The following is an 18,217-nucleotide window of genomic DNA, read 5'->3' on the forward strand; positions in this document are numbered from 1 at the left end:
TTTATTATACGTGAAAAGCTTAAAAATTGATAATCTGTATAACCATTAATGAATTATTTATTTCATTTTTATTAAAAATGAAATTAACACTTCACAAATAGGTTTTTTCAGCGTATCATGTTCTATATATTTCTTATATTAATAAATATGAAATATACATTTCATTATAGAGGTGAAAAATACAGTGAAAACAAGTTCATTAGATGATGTACACGAACAATTAAAAGCAAAAACGAGTAAATCATATCAATTCTCTTTAGATGCCCAAAGCTATATGCCAGGCGGTGTAACAGCAAATATTAAGTACTTTGATCCATACCCAATTGTTATGCAAAGGGGTAGTGGCGCTTATTTATTCGATATTGATGGCAATGAATACATCGATTACTTATTATCTTATGGCTCTTTAATGCTTGGTCATGGTCACCCAAAAGTGCAAAAAGCATTAGCTGACCAAATGCAAGTGAATGGTACACATTTATTCGGGACGCCTCATCAACTTGAACTCGAAATGGCAAAAAAATTACAAGCACTCTATCCTTCGATGGAAAAACTTAGATATACAAACTCAGGTACTGAAGCAACTTTATTATCAATAAGATTAGCCTATGCTTACACTGGTAAATATAAGATTGCTAAGTTTGAAGGTCATTACCATGGCGGATATGATCAAATGCTTATTAGTGTTAATCCAAAAGTAGATCAAGCAGGTCCAGCATCAGAACCAAATGCTTTAATTGAATCTAAAGGTGTTGACCCCTATCACCAAACTCATACGATTGTTTTACCTTTTAATAATTTGGAAGCAACAGCAGAAATTTTGACAAAGCATAAAGATGAGGTAGCAGCTGTGATTTTAGAACCTGCTCAAAGTGGCTTTATCCCTGCTACACAAGAATTTATGACTGGATTAAGAAAAATAACGGAAGACTTAGGTATTGTTTTAATCTTTGATGAAGTAAAAACCGGCTTTAGATTGGGGCTTGGTGGTGCACAATCCATTTATCATATTTCACCTGATGTAACAACGTTAGGTAAAGTAGTTGGAGGAGGTTTTCCTGTTGGTATGGTTGGAGGTAAAGAAGAGATTATGATGTGTTGTGCCCCTTCTACCTTCTCAGATGTTTTTGACCATAGTACAGGTAAGAACTCCAGTGCCAAAGATGTTCTTTTCCATAGCGGGACATATAATGGTCACCCTTCAATCCTTGCTGCAGGGATGGCAACCATTGACGTATTACAAAATGAAATCTCTACTGTTATAGCTAGAACACATCGTTTAAAACAAGAACTAACAAGTCTTTTTGATAGAAAAGGATTAGCGATGCAAACCATTGGACTCGGTTCCATTTTTAACATCGTATTTACTGATAAAGAAGTATGGAATTATCGCGACTTACAGCAAGCGAATTTTTCCTTACGTAAAAGATTAGATCTATTATTATTAATTAATGGTTTATATACAAAACCAATGAATCGTTTCAGCCTATCTACAGCACACACTGATTTAGAAATTAATAGAACCTTAGAGATATTCGAAAAAGCTTTACAAGATTTATAATCATTAATTGTTTCCAGTGTATAAGCACAAACAAAAACTCCTAAAAATTAGTTTTTGTTTGTGCTATTCATAATTTACCTATTTATCGTTCTCTATCACCATCTGATGCTCATCAATGATTTATTAAATTTTCTCTCTTTTTCATTCTTTTTCCTCTCGTGCTAGACGAAAGTAGAATTCTGCGAATGACACCATTTATCCTTTTACTAGATTTATAGCATTTTGATTCAGGCTATAAAAACTGCAGCTCTGTTATGACTTAATCAGATAACTATTGATTGTATAATATGTAAAAATATGTGATAATGTAATTAGTTATGATATTTTGAATTCGAGGTAATGACAGATGCAGGTAACTTCTATAGATATTGAAAGTCAGATAAAAGATACAAGAGAAATGCTTTTAATTATCGGGGATATTTTTGGCCTATCAGACCCGTTCACTATTCAAATAAGCGAGGAACTCGACCTCTTAATCAATATGGTACAAAAAGAAAAGTACGCAGTTAATAAATAAGTAAAAGCCTAGTTTCCTACGGAAAGAAATTAGGCTTTTACCATTAAGAGACAACTTTATTTCCTGGTGTCGGCGATGTTGGGAATGGTGGTAGAAATTGTGATAATAAATATTGATAAATCGTTTGTTCAACTGATTTTCCTAGTTTATTTAATCCTTGATTCCCAAATAACACATTAAATTCGATAATATAGTATTTCCCTTCGCTCACCATGACATCAAACCCTGCGTGATTAATACCTAATTGACCGGCAATATCTAACACAAGGTCGATAGCTTCTTGGGGAATAAAATCGGCACATAGTTCTCCACCTTGTGCAATATTATGAAGAAACTCTCCTTCTAGTCCCACTCTCCAATAGGCGCCCAATACTTCATTCCCAACCACACATATACGTAAATCTTTTCCATCATTCGGTAAATATTCTTGGATATATAAAGCGTCCACTTTCTCACAATACGTTAGAAAGTCTTCTCTCGATTGGATGAGGAAAACACCTTTTCCCATAGAGTTTCGTGATTCTTTTGCTACAAAAGGAAAGGGAAAAGTATCTAAAACATACTCAATATTGCTCCTTGTATTAGCAAGGATTTCAGTATAGGGAGCATGCTCAGGACTCACCGACCAAAGGGCCCTTGTCATTTCAATTTTACTAAAACCTAGCTGCATTGTTTCTATGCTAGGAAAAATCTTTTTCTTCAACCCATACACAAGTGACGGTACTTGCCACGTTTCAGGAAATAACACGATGTCAGCTTGCTTTATTGCATCTATTTCTTTAAACATATGTTCTGGCTTTATATAGTGCACATTGGGCATACCAATCGTGCGAAATGCATTAAAAGAAACAATTTTCATTGATTCATTCACCTTCATTATTCAATTAGTTTTTCCGTATTACAGATGTTAAAAAATGTATTTAAAAGAATATAAAACTATTAATATCATAGCATTTTTGTAAAAAAATACAATAAAATTTTTAAAGAAATATTATTATTAAAATTTCTAAATATTTATTGTTATTATAAGGAAAAAGAACAAGGTATAATCAGAAAAACAGAACCAATTTTTTTAAAATGAAAAGAGTTGAATGCATTTACACTCACTTTCTTCATTTTTATTCATTTCGAATGCCAAATTTTAAAAACAACTGAGTCAAAAGATTCTCCTGTTTCAATTTCTCGTGTAAGACATCTACCTTAAATTAAACTGGATGGCCTGTTTTGTTAGTCCTTCTAAGGGAACCACCCTCTCTTAAATTATTTAAAGGCAAACCCCATTATCTTACATTCGTTTTACTACGATTCCAACTACATAACCACCTTCACTAGCAAGAGAGAGAGAGAGAGAGTATTTTTTTGCTTAAAAGATTCATCATATGTCACCATAAAAAAACACCCCAAGCGTTAGACTTCGGGGTGCATATGAAAAGCTCTATTCTATTTTATTTAAAGTTCTTCATTTTCTTCGCCTTTTTTAGTCTTCATTTTAAAATAAGCATCAAATACCTCATCAGCAATATGAAGGTTAATCTTGGATTTATCTGAAGACAACCATGGAATGACAACTGAAATGGCAATTTCAGGATTATCATACGGCGCGTACCCGACAAAGGTTAAATTCCAAGTATCTGGATTCGATTGCACCTTAAGCGGCCCCCCGTAGTAAGCTTGGGCTGTTCCTGTTTTACCTGCAATCTTATACTTTTTATTTGTAATCCCACTATTTGCTGTTCCCTGCGGATGGTTGACTACTTGGATAAACCCATCTTGTACATGTTCAATCCATGCATCCTTCATCGTAATTTTATTCAAAACATTCGGCTCAATGGATTTATAAACCGCACCAAGTTGATTATTCTCAAGATTCGGTTCACGAATTTCCTTCACAATCTGTGGTTGCATACGGTAACCACCATTTGCTATCGTTGATACATATTGCGCCAATTGTAGCGGACTATAAGTATCGAATTGTCCAATGGCAAAATCAAGTGTATTCCCTCCATTAGGAGGAATTGGTGATTGTCCTGTTACTTCACCTGGTAAGTCGATACCCGTTTTCACCCCAAGACCGAACTGGTGAAAATTATATCGTAACTTTCTAATACCTTCATCTTTATCAATACGTAGTTTACCTCGCGGAATGTATTCTTGTTGTCCACCAATTCTCATCGCTATTAGAAACATATAAACATTTGAAGATTTCCTAAGGGCCGTTAGATCATTAATGGCACCAAATCCTGCCGTATTCCAAGATCGTTTAGGTTGTGTTCCGTCAAAATACAAAGGTCTATCTACCAAAACACTCCAAGGTGAGATTACTCCTTCTTCGTAACCTGCTAACACTGTTGCGCCTTTTATAGTGGAACCCATTGAATATTGACTTGTCATATTACCTAAGGCGTAATCCATGACTTCTGTTTCACCAGTTTTTTCATCTTTGACAAATTGTTTGCCAGCCATTGCGAGAACCTCACCTGTTTGTGGGTTCATCGCTGAAACGAAGCCACGATCTAAATAGTAATTACTTCCCCTCAGACTTCGAACATGCTTTTCAATGATTTTTTCTACCTCTTGTTGGAATTCGATATCAGTTGTTAAGACAAGGTCTTTTCCTGCTTGTCCTTCTCTTACCACATCTTGCTTTGTTACTTCACCCGTTTTATCTGTGTAATTTTTCATGATTTTCTTTTGCCCTTGTAAAACAGACTCGTATTGCAATTCTAAATAACTCTTGCCGACACGATCATTGCGACTATAACCTTTAGATTGATAATATTCGAGCATTTCACTAGGCAAGCCCTCTTTTGAACTTGAAACATTTCCAAGTACAGAACTTAATGTTACTTCTCCATCTTCGTCCTTTAAAGCATTATAACGTTCCCAGTCTACCGTTGTATCAATACCAGGTAGTAAATGAAGATTCTCACTAACAAGAGCAAATTCATCTTCATTAACATTTTTGTTCTTAATAAAATGAGGTGTCAACATTCGACTACTTGCCATTTCTCGAAATATCGCTAAAACTTCTAGTTCATCCTTCTTAAAAGCATTCAGTTCTTCTTCTGTTATTCGTTCCCGCGTTCGTTTATATATTTCTTCATCTACTTCTTTTGCTGACATATCACTTGCTTGCAATTCATCTTTTTCTTTATCCGATACTTTTTCTGCTGCTTCATTCGGATACTTTATTATCCAAAAGTCTTGTTTATCTCTTTCCGTAATCGCCTTCAAGTCTTCTTCCGTGTCTTTTTTAATCATTTTCGCTAAAAGCTCTGATGTCTGAATCATTTCTTCTTGAGTTGTAGATTGAGAGCGAGTATAACTTATGGCTAATTGAGGCTTATTCCCTACAACCAGTCTACCTTTACTATCATAGATCTGCCCCCTAGGTGCCGTGCTTGCTACTGGCACCTCCACTTCCCGTTCAATCTCTTTTTTATAATTCTCCCCGTAAACAATTTGAACAATACCTAAGCGGAAGATTAGAATCGAAAAGAGGATAAATACTGCAAAAAACATTAAATTAATCCGAAAAACCATTTTTTTATTTCTTTTCTTTCTTTTCTGCTCTCCCGCCATCATCAACACAACCAATCATCAAAGTATGAATGTTCTTAATTATTACTATATGTAACTATTATATTTCAAAAATATATTATCTATTAAAATTAGATTAATAATATAACCTATCTTACAACAAATATCCAATTTTTTCAATTGTTATGAAGAAATATTTGATAAAAAAAGATCAATTTTACACTTTCAGTAACATTTTCTAAAAAGGACGGTAGATGGTGATCAAATCAGGTATCCACTTGACTGCCTTTTAAGTGATGATTGTTCTTCATTTTTATTAGCTAAATAAAAAAATCGATTGTTAACCAACCGATTTTTTCATTTGACTCATTTGTAGTTTTTGACGATATACTACTGGCTCATATAACATGAATACTCCAATTAACCCAATAATCGCAAAGCTTAAAGGAATATAGAGTCCATATTGATAAGCGGTTGTAAGGTCAAAATTAGCAAAATGGTCCAATACTTTCCCAAAAAGAGCTGGCAGCAACACTGCGCTAAGAAAGCCACCCGTATTGGCGAAACCGGAAATAAGCCCCACTTCCTTTATATGAAAGGACTGTCTAACAACTGTAAAGGTTAGAGCACTCGCACCATTTGCATAGCCTATGATCACGAATAAAAGAATGAATAATAAATACGGTGGCTCTCCATTCAGCAATACTAGTGTGATCCAAGCAGAAACCGACAGCAACTGCACGATAACATACGGTAATTTGACACTGTCAAAAAAAGTAGATAGATAGGTTGTTAATGGCGCTCCGATAATGGCACCAAATAAGCCGTACATAATTACTTCACTTGCACTTGATCTTGATAAACCGTAAATGTCCATACCATAGGGAACAGCCCAAGAGCCAATAAAGCCAATATATGTGCCTACTACACCAAAATGACAAAGGAATGTCGCCCAAGCTTGGCGATTGACTAGTAATCTTCTTATGATGACTAATAACGGTTCATTTGTTTCTTTTTGATTTTTTTCTTCTTCCATTTGAAATTTCTTCTTAGGATATTTTATTAAAACAACATAGAGTCCGATACCGAGGGTGAATATTACGATGCCAACAATTAAAAATGGAAGTCTCCACCCTAATAGAGAAATGGTCGAACTAAAAGGAACTGTTGCCAATAAGAAACCTAAACTTCCTGTCATTCCAGAAAATCCCACTAGCATCGAAAACTCCTGCTGCTTGAACCAAATGCTCAATACAAGAACTAAATTGACCCAAATAGTAGCATCGCCAATTCCACATAATAGCCTAGCAAAGATAAGCATATAACTATTATCTACCGAACTATAGAGGATGGTACCTAGTCCGTTTAGCAGCGTTCCAGCGACTAGAAATACATTTGGACCAAATCTATCAGAGAATAATCCGATGGGAATTTGCAATCCAGCATAAGCAAAAAATTGAATACTCGTTATCAGCCCAATCGTTGCTGCAGTTAAATGAAATTCTTCCATTAATTGATCAGTAATTAAACCAGGTGCTGTTCTTTGACTAACCATAAATAAATAGGCTAAAAGTAAAACACCAAATACAACCCATCTGTACTTACTTTGTTGTTTATTCATTATTTAAACGCCTTCCTCAATTTAACATTCGTCTCTCATTATACGCTTATTGTCTTTATATATATATAGGAAGTTTATATGTCTATGAGGGTGGAGAAGTAGAAGTCATTTCTATTGACTAGATGAGTAGTTGGTGAAGATCTAACTTCTTTTTTAGGAAAATCCGATATGGCAAACTGTCTTAATTGCATAACAAACCTGATATTACAACGATTATAAAGGGTATGATGTTAACAGAATTGAGTTAGTATGAACTAACCTTATTCTGTTAACACTATTCCCGCTTTCATTTATGAAGTTTTATGCATATGTTTTATCACTTAACCACTTTTCTTGGGTATAAGCCATTTCCCAAAAAGCTAACTCATATTGACAGCTAATGGTAAATGCCATTTTCATTTTTTCTTTTTCTGTTTCAGATGCAATTTCAGCAAGCCGATCAAGATGATGAATTTGTTCCAGTACAAGTTTAACAAACCATTCTCCACCGTATGTATCAATCCAGGTACGATAGATTTCTTCTTTTGGTTTTGCCCCTTTAAAGCTCTGCCCAATATCATAATAAATCCAATAACACGGAAGCAAACTAGCGATGACCTCGCCAACTGTGCCTGTCTCTGCTACACGATATAAATGGGATGTATATGCATAGGCAGTAGGAGCGGGTCTAAACTGGTTTAACTCTTCTTCAGAAACTTTTAATACCTCCATAAATTTGTTATGTAACCCTAGTTCAGCTTCATAGGTACCTTGCGCATGCGAGGCCATTCTTGAGGTCATATATAAATTCTCTGCTTTAGAAGCAGCGATTGCTTGCACACGAGCAAAATGTGATAAATAGTAAGAATCTTGTAACACATAAAAGCGGAAACACTCAATTGGTAAATCTCCCTTAGCAATTCCTTTAACGAAAGGGTGTTCAAAATTCGCTTCCCATATATCATGTACTTCTTTCCTTAACGATTGTGTAAACGTTTCTTTTGTTGTCATCATTTCTACCTCTTCTCTTTTTTTATCGAGCATAAAAAATCCAGAAAAGCGAAAAACCACTTCCTATAAGAAAGTGGTTACTGTATACATCATTCATTTAGTTATAGTTATAACGTTAACTAAATTGATATACGCCACTTCCCTACGCTGGTATCAACCAGATCAGGTTCTAAGAGTCTTAAAGTTATTGCACTTTAATCTCAGCCTTTTAAAGGCACCCCTAGTGGATTTATTCAATTATGCTTTCAAAGTTATGTTATCATCTTATCAATAAATGTCAACTGCAAGTTTAGGAATTGAGCAATGTCAAGCTTCTCTTTCAGTAACGATTATGAACAAGTTGGATGAATGCTGTCGTTACCTAAACACTTCAACTGATCTAACACCGCGGCTTAAATTGGCATTGACTCAAGGATGGATAACTCCAAATATTCTCCATGCATTTACACTCTCCACCCTCTTCGCCTAGTGAAGTTTTTCTTTATAATGAAAGCTTACGACTTTTTATCAGCTAAAAAAATGTTTATACTAGAATTATGATTTTGGATAAAGAATGGGTGAATACTACTTGGAAACACATATTTTTTCAAAGGGAGAAGAAATCGCCAACGCGATCGTACACGGAATCGGTGCGCTATTAAGTATTGCGGCTCTCGTCATTTTAACTGTTTTCTCATCCTTATATGGAACAGCTTGGCATATTGTCAGCTTTGTTCTTTTTGGTACAACGATGGTTATTTTATATTTCTCATCAACTTTGCTACATAGTTTACCTGCTGGAAAAGCAAAGGATGTATTTGAGATTCTCGATCATTCTTCCATTTACTTTTTTATTGCTGGAACGTTCACACCGTTTCTATTTATAACAGTTAAAGGAACCTTAGGATGGACCTTATTTGGTCTTGTATGGGGGCTAGCAATTGCTGGAACAGTTTTCAAATGTTTTTTTGTTAAAAAGTTTTTAGTCTTCTCCACATTACTATATGTTTTGATGGGCTGGCTAATTATATTTGCCTGGGAGCCTCTGGTTACACACTTACCTACACAAGGAATGATTTTCCTCATTATCGGTGGCGTTCTATACACTGCTGGTTCAATATTTTATGTATGGAGAGGATTTAAGTACCATCACGCATTGTGGCATGTTTTTGTTCTTGCTGGTTCGATTATGCATTTTTTTGCTGTTCTCTCTCTTTTACCTTGATCAAAATTTACCTCTTTATAAATGATCTGCAGATGGCTACTCTCACCACCTGCAGATTTATTAATATCAGTTTGTAGAGTTTTTATCACATTACTTGTTCTATATTAATAATAAACTACTACTTATAATAACTTCATTACTTCATAGCGAAAGCTCAATTTTTTATACCCTTGTTTACGATACATATCCTTTGGCGTGTCATTGCTGTCGGCTACAAGTATAACCCTATGATTGCTAAATCGCTTCATTACTTCATATTGCAAGCTTGCAGCAATCCCCTTTAATCGGTGAGCTGGTAACACACCTACATTATCAATTTCAGCTGTACACTTATTAAAAAATACTTGTAATGAACCTGCTGGCACACCATGATCATATGCGAGTAACTGTAATGTATCTTTTGCATTATGATGATAGGAATGCATGCTTCTATTAAGGTTCACATATTCCTCACCATAATCTAGATCAAAGTTTCTCTGCAATTGTAGATATTCTCCTAAATTATCATTTGTCACTTCCTCAACCACGATTTCGTTCTTTCTATCTTTATAGATAAATTGAAGAGGGTTAATTTCATATAACTCCTGACACCCGATCGTATAGAATTGTTGATAAAGGTATAATAAAACATCCTCTTGAATCATTTCGTCTGCTGGTAAATAAAACTTCAAATGTTCTTGTTTATGCTCTTTCTGATAGTCTTCCAAATACATTTGTGCCAGTTGAAAATCTTGCAAACTAGGATTTATTTTAAATTGGATAAAGTTTGCATCATATTTAAAATAGAACTGTTTTGTGCCATAGTGATCAAAATTGGCTTTTTCTGCTATTAAATTACCATCATGATGTATATCTCTGAAACTAACCACTGACCATCTCTCCCCTACTTATAGCCCTTAAGTATAACGATTAATTCCTTACGGTAAAAAAATACCTCTATCTATTTTATCATTTTTCACAAATAAAGAAGCCCGAACATTTATGTTCGGGCAACAACACCGCATTATTACAAATACATTTCGATACCGGGTCCAATCGGAATACCGAATAATCCAAAAATGAATAGCATGACTACCCAAATTACTAAGAAAACCATTGAATAAGGAATCATTAAGGAAATAAGCGTGCCTAAACCTGCTTTTTTATCGTATTCTCTCATAAAAGCAAGAACTACAAGGATATACGGATTTAGTGGTGTAATAATATTTGTAGTTGAATCGGCAATTCTATACGCTGCTTGGATAAAAGCAGGGTTATAATCAAGTAACATAAACAATGGAATAAAAATTGGGGCTAATAATGCCCATTGAGCAGACCCACTAAAGATTAATAAATTCAGAATAGAGACGAAAATAATAAATCCAATAATAACAGGAATACCAGTTAAATTGATGGAAGATAAGAATTCCGCACCATTGACTGCAATCCAAGTACCTAAATTGGACCAGTTAAAATAAGCAATAAATTGTGACGCAGCAAATATAAGGACGATATAGCCTGCCATATCTTTCATCGAATCTGCCATATACTTTGGAATATCAGCACTTTTTGTGATTTTCTTTACTGTTACTCCGTATGCTGTTCCCATCGTTATAAAGAATAATAAAACAATTGGGATAATTCCACTTAAAAATGGGGAAGGAATCATACCACCTTCTTCGTTTCTAAGAGGGGAGTCTGGCCAGAAGATAATTGTAAGTAAAATAGCAATATATGCTAGACCCGCTATAACGGCATTTCTTAACCCTTTTGACTCGATAGCTGAAACCGGTTCAAAATTCTTTTTCAAATCCCCATCATATTTTCCTAATCTTGGTTCAATTACCTTTTCAGTTAAGAATCCACCAACTAAAGTTAAGAGAACAGTAGAAATCGACATAAAATACCAATTATCAACAGGTGATACAACAAATGAAGGATCGATTGCTTTAGCAGCCTCAGTAGTAATTCCCGCCAATAATGCATCTGTTCCAGCGATTAAGACATTGGCTGAAAAACCTGCACCTACTCCAGCAAAGCCGGCTGCTAAACCAGCTAATGGATGCCTACCAACAGTGTAGAAAACCATCGCAGCTAACGGTGGTACAAGTACGAACGCCGCATCTGAAGCAATATTCCCCATAATACCAATAAAGAAAACAGCATAAGTGACTAATGACTTTGGTGTACTTAAGATCGACTTTTTAATGGCTGTTTCTAGTAAACCAACTTTATCAGCTAAGCCTACACCAAGCATCATAGCTAACACAAGGCCTAGTGGGGCGAAGCCAGTAAAGTTAGACAGCATCTCAGTTAATATAAACTGCAATCCTTCACCAGAAATTAAACTTTTTATTGCCAACTCTTCCCCTGTTCCTGGGTGCTCAACAGTAACATCAAATTGATTAACAATGAACGTTAATATCATTACAAACGCTGCGAGATAAACGAAAATAAAAAATGGATCTGGTAGCTTGTTCCCTATCGTTTCAATGCCTGACAAGAACTTGGACATCAAGCCCTTCTTTTCTTGTTCGTTGTTTACATTTGCTTGCAAATTATTTCACTCTCCTTACTTCGAAATTTATCGGAATTTATCCTTAACATTTCCGTTATTATATCATCACATTTATATTGTGAATAGTCTTTTTTTAATCTTTTTTGTCTTTTTTATTAATTTTCTAATAAATATCATTTTTATTTACAAATAAAAGAATATATAGGAATTATATGGTTGATAATGATTCTCAATGTTCGTCTTTTATTAGGTGTTATTTAACTTAAACGATAATAAAAACCTAAACAACTGGAAATAAGTGATATTTCTAGTGTTTAGGTTCAAATCATACGGATTTATTTTTTATTGTTTGGCAAACTGATTAAAGTTTATTTGATAAATTTTTCGTGGTCTCCCTCGATGACCTGTCTCTTCTCCTATAATTTCAGCTAAACCTATCTTTTCCATCTCCATCAATATTCTTCTTGCGTTGCGATCAGTGCTTTTTAGCCAATGAGATAAATCTTGAGAAGTAATCTTATTTTTTTGGTAGTGTAATGATAAAGACTCAATTTTTGCAACAATCTTACTACTTATACCTGCATCTTTAAATATTTTTTCCCAATCATTTCCGTAAATCCTTGAATGAAAACTTATTTCTTCTTTTTCATTATTAATAATTGTTAATTCTTTCTCTTCATTAACAGAGATAACAATAGGGCCCTTAAATTCACGGGCATGAGAGAAAGCCATACTCACATTTTCCTCAGCCTCTAATACCGTTAAGCCAAAGCCTACACCTATGCGAACACGTAACCGACTATGAACAAAAATCTCTTCACTGATCGTCAACATCGATTGGTCTCTCATAAAGAGCTCAAGCTCTCCTCGCGTAGTAAAAATATAGTGAACGCCATCATCCATCTGGACTATCGAACCATTCATTTGTTCACCAACGTCAAGCAAGACTTTCTTTAGTTCTAGTTCTTGATGCTTTAACCGGAAGGATCGCCTTCTTTCTTCACTTTCAGAAGAAGCAACGATGCGTTCGACACCAATAATGACAAGCTGGGATTTCCGGTACCATGATGCTTGCCCCTTTTCTTTAATCGTTTCTAAAGAACGTCTGACCGTTAGTTCTGATTGCTCGATGCGATAAGTTGGGATATTCATCTTCGTTAATTCTTTATACACCTTATTCAAACAAGTAATAGCCACATCGACTTTGTTACTTTCATATAATTCTTTATGAAAAGCAATAATCTCTTCAGCCGGCATATATCCATCGTAAGAATTCATCTGGAAAAGGACTCGATTCCTCACTAGCGGATCGAGTCCTCTATCCATTTCTTCTTCTTGAATAGTGTCCAAGCTAAAACGCTTTTGCACTTGATCGCTATCTAAAAAAACCTTTACTAAGACAGCAAGCAGGCTCGCACCACTTAAAGGAATATAACTCGCTTCTTTTTTTGTAATCACTTTCTTGGATAATGCATAAAAATATGGCGCCTGTCCTGAAAAAAGCCACTGGTCAACCCATTCTCTATTTCTAATAATAATTTGCTCAGTTTCTTCAGTCGATTCATACACAAAGGGAATAAAGTGAAGTTCGCCGTAGTCCGCCCCTGTATCTATAATCATTTTAACTGAATCTTTTGGTCCAATAACCCCCACTCGAATTTTCATTCAACGCACCTGCCTCCAACAAATTAAACAATATAGCCTTATTTTAACATGACTGGTTAAGGTTCGTTCTTTTTTAACTTATTGCCATCCTAAAATCACACGACAAATTGATTCAACGGCGATAGGCAGTACCTCTTCATCATAATCAAAACATGGATGATGATGTCCAGCAGCGAGCGGTGTTCCAAATAACATATAGTTCGCCGCTCCCCCATTATCCCTCACCTTCTCTAACATAAAGGCAGCGTCTTCAGAAGCCCCTAGAGGTAATTTCGGAATCACATTTTTAATATTTGTACTTGCTTTCACTGCCTCATTAATAAAATCCACCCATTCTTCTTGACACTCTGCACTTGGCGCTTGGCCAACGATTTCAACATTTGTTGTGACATCATATAGTGCTGCACTAGCTTGAATTATTCTCATGGCTTCGAGGACCATGTACTCTTCATTAAGTTCAGTTGAAGCACCTCGGGTTTCTAATTGCATTTTCGCATAATCAGCAATAATATTTCGGCCACTTCCAGCCTCTAGTGTTCCTATATTGATGCGCGTCGCACCCCCTGCGTGTCTCGTAATACCATTTAAATGTAATGAAGAGGCTGCAGCGGCTAATAGAGCATTCCTGCCTTCATTTGGCTCTAATCCAGCATGTGCTGATTTGCCAAAGTATTCAACGTTTATCTTTGTACTCGCTAAGAACTGATCTGTTGTTGCAACGATGTCACCAATGTTTAATGAGTGGATCCCTATATGTCCGCTTAAAAAGACATCGGCATCATCTAACAATCCTTTATCCACCATCGGCTTTGCCCCTCGTCCGCCTTCTTCTCCAGGTTGAAATAACAAGGTGAAACGTCCGTTTAATTGATGGCGATTTTCATGAATAAAATGCGCCACACCTAAACCAATGGCGGTATGCCCATCATGACCGCACGCATGCATATAGCCCGCTCTGTTACTATGAAACCCATGCACAAAAGGAAAATGTGCTTCATCCTCTGCTTCATTAATCGGCAGGGCATCAATATCAAATCGTAGAACAATATGTTTTCCTTTTCGACCAGTGTCGAAATAAGCTTTAAGTCCCGTAAAAGCACCTTTCATTAAATATAAATACGCTTTATTTATGCCCGCTTCCATCGCTCTTTGTTCTTCTTTTTCTATCTGATCTTCTGTTGGCAACCCCATTCTTGTATGTGGATGGAGAATCGCTTGTCCCATCTCTACTTCAAAATCAAGCTTTTCTATCTCTTCAGCAATTTTTGCAGTTGTCACATACTCTGTCCACGCTACCTCTGGATATGCATGAAACATTCTTCTCATTTTAGTTAAATACGGGGTGATGTCTTTTATGAATGCTTCCATTGAAAAAAATTCCTCCTATAAACCCTTACTTTGTAATTGTTCAATTGTATCAATGGCAACTTGAGCCATTAATTCCATACCGATCGGCAAAATGTTTTCATCAAGTTGAAAAGAAGGGTTGTGAAGCGGCTTTTGATTATTTCCTATTGAACAACCTAGCCAATAATATACACCTGGATATTCTTTTAAAAAGCGGCCAAAATCCTCTCCTGCCATTGAGGGTGCGACTTCTGGGACATTTTCCTTACCTACAAATTTTGCCGCTGTTTCCTTTACTCTTTCAGCCCATTCCGGAGTGTTTACTGTGGAAGGATAACCATCAAGGTATGTGATTTCGACACGTCCACCTAGCGCCTTAACAGTGTCTGTTACGATTTGATGAAAACGATTCTTCACTTGTGTTTTTACCTTATCTGTTAAAGTCCTTACTGTACCTTCAATAATTACTTCTTCCGCAATGACGTTATGGGCAACACCGCCAGACACCTTACCAACTGTGACTACCGCCGATTCTAGCGGATCAATGTTTCGGCTTACGATCGTTTGCAACATTGTAATTACTTGATTCGCTATAATAATTGCATCTATTGTCGTATGGGGCATACTTGCATGCCCACCTGAACCAGTGATTTTCAAAGAAAATCGATCAGAGTTACCCATCATTGGTCCCGGTCTAACTCCTATTTGACCTGGCGGAAGGTCTGGCCATACATGCTGACCAATAATAACAGACGGTTTATATTCATCAAATACACCATCTTCCATCATGATTTTCGCTCCACCTATTGGAGACTTTTCTTCCGCTGGTTGAAATAAGAGCAAGATTGTGCCGGATATGTTGCCTTTATGTTTATTTAAAATAATTCCAGCTCCTAATAACATTGCTGCATGGCTATCGTGACCACAAGCATGCATCACACCTTTTACTTTCGAAGAATAAGAGACACCACTTTGTTCTTCAATCGGTAGGGCATCAATATCCGCTCTTAAACATACTGTCGGTCCCTGTTTTGCCCCTTTAATAATTGCTAGAATACCAGTTTTTGCAAAACCAGTTTGATATGGTATTTGATAATCGTTTAATTTCTGTTGTATTTTCGAAGATGTTTGTACTTCTTCGCCACTTAGCTCTGGATACTCATGAAGCTCACGTCTAAACAATGTTAATTCAGTAGCTATTTCTTTTGCTTCGCCTTTAAAAGAAACGGTCATAATGATCTCTCCCTCTATCAAATCATTAAGGAAAAATTCCTTATCAATTCCGATAATACACTAAAATGAATCAAATTTGAGGGAAATCCGAGAATTTTTTAAAAATTTACGTAAATTTCTTTTGTGAATAGAAAAATATCCAATCAGTTACTCATTTTATTTCACTCTCGGTCTCGAGACGTAAAAGATGCTCCTTCCTTTCTATTCCTCCGCCATATCCACCTAATTTACCGTCTGCTTTAATCACACGATGACACGGTATTATAATGGCTATTTGATTGGCTCCGTTCGCATTTCCGACAGCCCTTACATAATTGCTACTTCCTAATAGCTGACCAATTTCCCGATAAGATACAGTTTGTCCATAAGGAATCTTTTGCAAAAGAGACCATACTTCGAGTTGAAAAGGAGTTCCTTGAAGGATAAAAGGAATTGTAAATTGTCGAAGTTGTTTAGCATAATAAAGCTTGAGCTGCTCTTCTAGGTTTCTATTAATCTTTGTATCCCCTGGTAGAATTCGCGCATTTTGTTTGTTTCTTAAGTTTTCTATCTCTTTTTCAAGTCCACGTCTATCAACAAATTCCAATAAATATAAATACTTTTCATCACTAATACTGATCATCCGCCCTAGAGGTGTTGATACAATATTTGCATATAATATCGATAAAGAAGCTCTCTTAGGAGACCTACCAAAAATCTTTGAGAAAGCATCATTAAACGCACTCGATGAATCATACCCGAGTAATACTTGTTGATCTATGACTTTTTTTCCATTTAATATTTCTTTAAAGGCGATACCCATTCTTCTTGAGCGGGCGTACTGCACAAATGTCATTCCATAAATTTCTTTAAACCTTCTTCTGGCAGTTGCTGAATGGATACCAATTTCTCGAAAATCTGCTTCCTTCCATCTTTTTTCCGGGCTTCCCTCAACGGCTACAACTAATTTCTCAATTTCTTTAGGAATGCTATTTGGATAGAATAATGGTGTACACCGCTTACAAGGGCGATATCCTGCTAATAATGCTTCCTCTGCAGTTAAGAAAAATTCACAATTCTCATACTTAGGCTTTCTTGCCGAACAGGTCGCGTGACAAAAGATACCGGTTGTTTTTATACCAACAAAGAAAATACCATCATATTTTGGATTTCTGTCAACTAAAGCTTGATAAAACTCTCTTGCCTTTTCCTCGCCTATAACCATAGTTGCCCCCTCCTTTATTTCGGTTAATCGCTACTATAATTATAGCGAGACTAAGCAAGATTTCTTTCGAAAAATGAACAACTATTTTTATTTTTGGTTTATCCCACTTTCTAAGTTATTTCAATCATATAGATGATGGGTTATATTATATTCTTTTATGAGCCAGTCTTTTTTCTTTAAAGTAATTGTATTAATACAACCATTTAATAGACGGTCTTTTTTTTGATGAATTTCTCCTTTTGAAAAATGATTTAGTAGTGTGCCAATCACCGCACCATGTGCAACAAGAAGGACTTTTTTATGAGGATATTGATAATGAATGGTTGATAAACCGATTTTTAATCTTTCCATTAATATTTTATCACTTTCATAACCCGGGATATTATGTGATGGAAACTGCTCTTTTCTTTCTTCATAAGTCATTCCCTCTGCTTCTCCAAAACATCTTTCAATAAATTCATCCATGACAACAATAGGTAATTGCAGCTTCTCATTTATAATTTCTGCTGTTTGTCGGGCTCTTTTCAAGGGACTTACAATCATTACATCTGCATCCGTTCCAGAAAAATAGTTTCCACATTGCTTCGCTTGTAGCTTTCCTTTTTCGTTTAGGATAATATCCGTTCTACCTTGAATTCTTCTCGCAGCATTCCAATCGGTTTCTCCATGTCTAATCAAACAAATCGTCGTCATTCTTTTCCCCTCCAAAAAGTTAACGCTTTTTTCATCTTGCGTTCATAGGTTATTCATATTTTATGTGTATATTAATAATACAGCTAGGACATAAACAAATTCCCCCCCTTTTGAAATAGGGATTGAACATTGTTCAATCCCTCAG

Annotated in this window: 14 protein-coding genes and 1 riboswitch; of the genes, 3 read left to right on the forward strand and 11 right to left on the reverse strand. The window is 35.7% G+C overall.

What is annotated here, in order from left to right:
- Positions 1-184: 184 nt before the first annotated feature.
- Together MKX83_RS13610 and MKX83_RS13615 are read left to right on the forward strand one after the other, a co-directional pair.
- On the forward strand, positions 185-1,561 hold the full coding sequence (locus MKX83_RS13610; protein ID WP_307313509.1) for an aspartate aminotransferase family protein: 1,377 nt from the start codon (positions 185-187) through the stop codon (positions 1,559-1,561).
- A gap of 346 nt (positions 1,562-1,907) precedes the next feature.
- The gene (locus MKX83_RS13615; RefSeq protein WP_095373048.1) at positions 1,908-2,078 is read left to right on the forward strand and encodes an aspartyl-phosphate phosphatase Spo0E family protein; all 171 of its coding nucleotides are present in this window, start codon (positions 1,908-1,910) and stop codon (positions 2,076-2,078) included.
- Between the two features lie 43 nt (positions 2,079-2,121).
- Here MKX83_RS13615 and MKX83_RS13620 read toward each other — a convergent pair whose 3' ends face one another.
- The 4 genes from MKX83_RS13620 to tenA form a co-directional block, all read right to left on the reverse strand.
- Positions 2,122-2,937, reverse strand: coding sequence for an ATP-grasp domain-containing protein (locus tag MKX83_RS13620; protein ID WP_224938395.1), 816 nt, complete (start codon positions 2,935-2,937; stop codon positions 2,122-2,124).
- Positions 2,938-3,527: 590 nt separating this feature from the next.
- Entirely contained in the window at positions 3,528-5,660 is a 2,133-nt protein-coding gene (locus tag MKX83_RS13625; protein ID WP_307313502.1) for a peptidoglycan D,D-transpeptidase FtsI family protein, read from the reverse strand.
- A 298-nt stretch (positions 5,661-5,958) separates the two neighbouring features.
- A complete protein-coding gene (locus MKX83_RS13630; RefSeq protein WP_341055860.1) occupies positions 5,959-7,239 on the reverse strand; it encodes an MFS transporter in 1,281 nt (426 codons plus the stop codon).
- Positions 7,240-7,539: 300 nt separating this feature from the next.
- On the reverse strand, positions 7,540-8,229 hold the full coding sequence (gene tenA / locus MKX83_RS13635; protein ID WP_095373668.1) for a thiaminase II: 690 nt from the start codon (positions 8,227-8,229) through the stop codon (positions 7,540-7,542).
- A gap of 122 nt (positions 8,230-8,351) precedes the next feature.
- Positions 8,352-8,461: riboswitch (TPP riboswitch) on the reverse strand.
- A gap of 336 nt (positions 8,462-8,797) precedes the next feature.
- Here tenA and trhA point away from each other — a divergent pair.
- Positions 8,798-9,433 carry a PAQR family membrane homeostasis protein TrhA gene (gene trhA / locus MKX83_RS13640; protein ID WP_307313496.1) on the forward strand — a complete coding sequence of 212 codons (636 nt, stop codon included), beginning with the start codon at positions 8,798-8,800 and terminating at the stop codon, positions 9,431-9,433.
- Positions 9,434-9,555: 122 nt separating this feature from the next.
- Here the strand turns inward: trhA and MKX83_RS13645 are convergent, their stop codons facing one another.
- From MKX83_RS13645 to MKX83_RS13675, 7 genes are all read right to left on the reverse strand, one after another.
- Positions 9,556-10,302 (reverse strand): GNAT family N-acetyltransferase, encoded by a 747-nt coding sequence (locus tag MKX83_RS13645; RefSeq protein WP_095373044.1) that lies wholly within the window; start codon positions 10,300-10,302, stop codon positions 9,556-9,558.
- A gap of 137 nt (positions 10,303-10,439) precedes the next feature.
- On the reverse strand, positions 10,440-11,927 hold the full coding sequence (locus MKX83_RS13650; protein ID WP_095373667.1) for an AbgT family transporter: 1,488 nt from the start codon (positions 11,925-11,927) through the stop codon (positions 10,440-10,442).
- A 345-nt stretch (positions 11,928-12,272) separates the two neighbouring features.
- Positions 12,273-13,595, reverse strand: coding sequence for a hypothetical protein (locus MKX83_RS13655; RefSeq protein ID WP_095373043.1), 1,323 nt, complete (start codon positions 13,593-13,595; stop codon positions 12,273-12,275).
- 78 nt (positions 13,596-13,673) lie between these two features.
- A complete protein-coding gene (locus MKX83_RS13660) occupies positions 13,674-14,963 on the reverse strand; it encodes an amidohydrolase (protein ID WP_341055868.1) in 1,290 nt (429 codons plus the stop codon).
- A 15-nt stretch (positions 14,964-14,978) separates the two neighbouring features.
- Positions 14,979-16,175 carry a M20 metallopeptidase family protein gene (locus tag MKX83_RS13665; protein ID WP_095373041.1) on the reverse strand — a complete coding sequence of 399 codons (1,197 nt, stop codon included), beginning with the start codon at positions 16,173-16,175 and terminating at the stop codon, positions 14,979-14,981.
- 151 nt (positions 16,176-16,326) lie between these two features.
- Positions 16,327-17,379, reverse strand: coding sequence for a bifunctional transcriptional activator/DNA repair enzyme AdaA (locus MKX83_RS13670; RefSeq protein WP_341055869.1), 1,053 nt, complete (start codon positions 17,377-17,379; stop codon positions 16,327-16,329).
- A gap of 120 nt (positions 17,380-17,499) precedes the next feature.
- Complete coding sequence (locus MKX83_RS13675) at positions 17,500-18,072, reverse strand: histidine phosphatase family protein (RefSeq protein WP_341055870.1); 573 nt, start codon at positions 18,070-18,072, stop codon at positions 17,500-17,502.
- Positions 18,073-18,217: the final 145 nt, after the last annotated feature.

Origin of the sequence: Cytobacillus sp. FSL M8-0252, assembly GCF_038007345.1 — a bacterium.
GTDB lineage: Bacteria > Bacillota > Bacilli > Bacillales > Cytobacillaceae > Cytobacillus > Cytobacillus kochii.

Coding starts and splice junctions, on each gene's coding strand:
- MKX83_RS13615 (WP_095373048.1), top strand. CDS start 1,908: ATGCAGGTAACTTCTATAGATATTGAAAGTCAGATAAAAGATACAAGA.
- MKX83_RS13620 (WP_224938395.1), bottom strand. CDS start 2,937: ATGAAAATTGTTTCTTTTAATGCATTTCGCACGATTGGTATGCCCAAT.
- MKX83_RS13625 (WP_307313502.1), bottom strand. CDS start 5,660: ATGGCGGGAGAGCAGAAAAGAAAGAAAAGAAATAAAAAAATGGTTTTT.
- MKX83_RS13630 (WP_341055860.1), bottom strand. CDS start 7,239: ATGAATAAACAACAAAGTAAGTACAGATGGGTTGTATTTGGTGTTTTA.
- tenA (WP_095373668.1), bottom strand. CDS start 8,229: ATGACAACAAAAGAAACGTTTACACAATCGTTAAGGAAAGAAGTACAT.
- MKX83_RS13650 (WP_095373667.1), bottom strand. CDS start 11,927: ATGTCCAAGTTCTTGTCAGGCATTGAAACGATAGGGAACAAGCTACCA.
- MKX83_RS13655 (WP_095373043.1), bottom strand. CDS start 13,595: ATGAAAATTCGAGTGGGGGTTATTGGACCAAAAGATTCAGTTAAAATG.
- MKX83_RS13660 (WP_341055868.1), bottom strand. CDS start 14,963: ATGGAAGCATTCATAAAAGACATCACCCCGTATTTAACTAAAATGAGA.
- MKX83_RS13665 (WP_095373041.1), bottom strand. CDS start 16,175: ATGACCGTTTCTTTTAAAGGCGAAGCAAAAGAAATAGCTACTGAATTA.
- MKX83_RS13670 (WP_341055869.1), bottom strand. CDS start 17,379: ATGGTTATAGGCGAGGAAAAGGCAAGAGAGTTTTATCAAGCTTTAGTT.
- MKX83_RS13675 (WP_341055870.1), bottom strand. CDS start 18,072: ATGACGACGATTTGTTTGATTAGACATGGAGAAACCGATTGGAATGCT.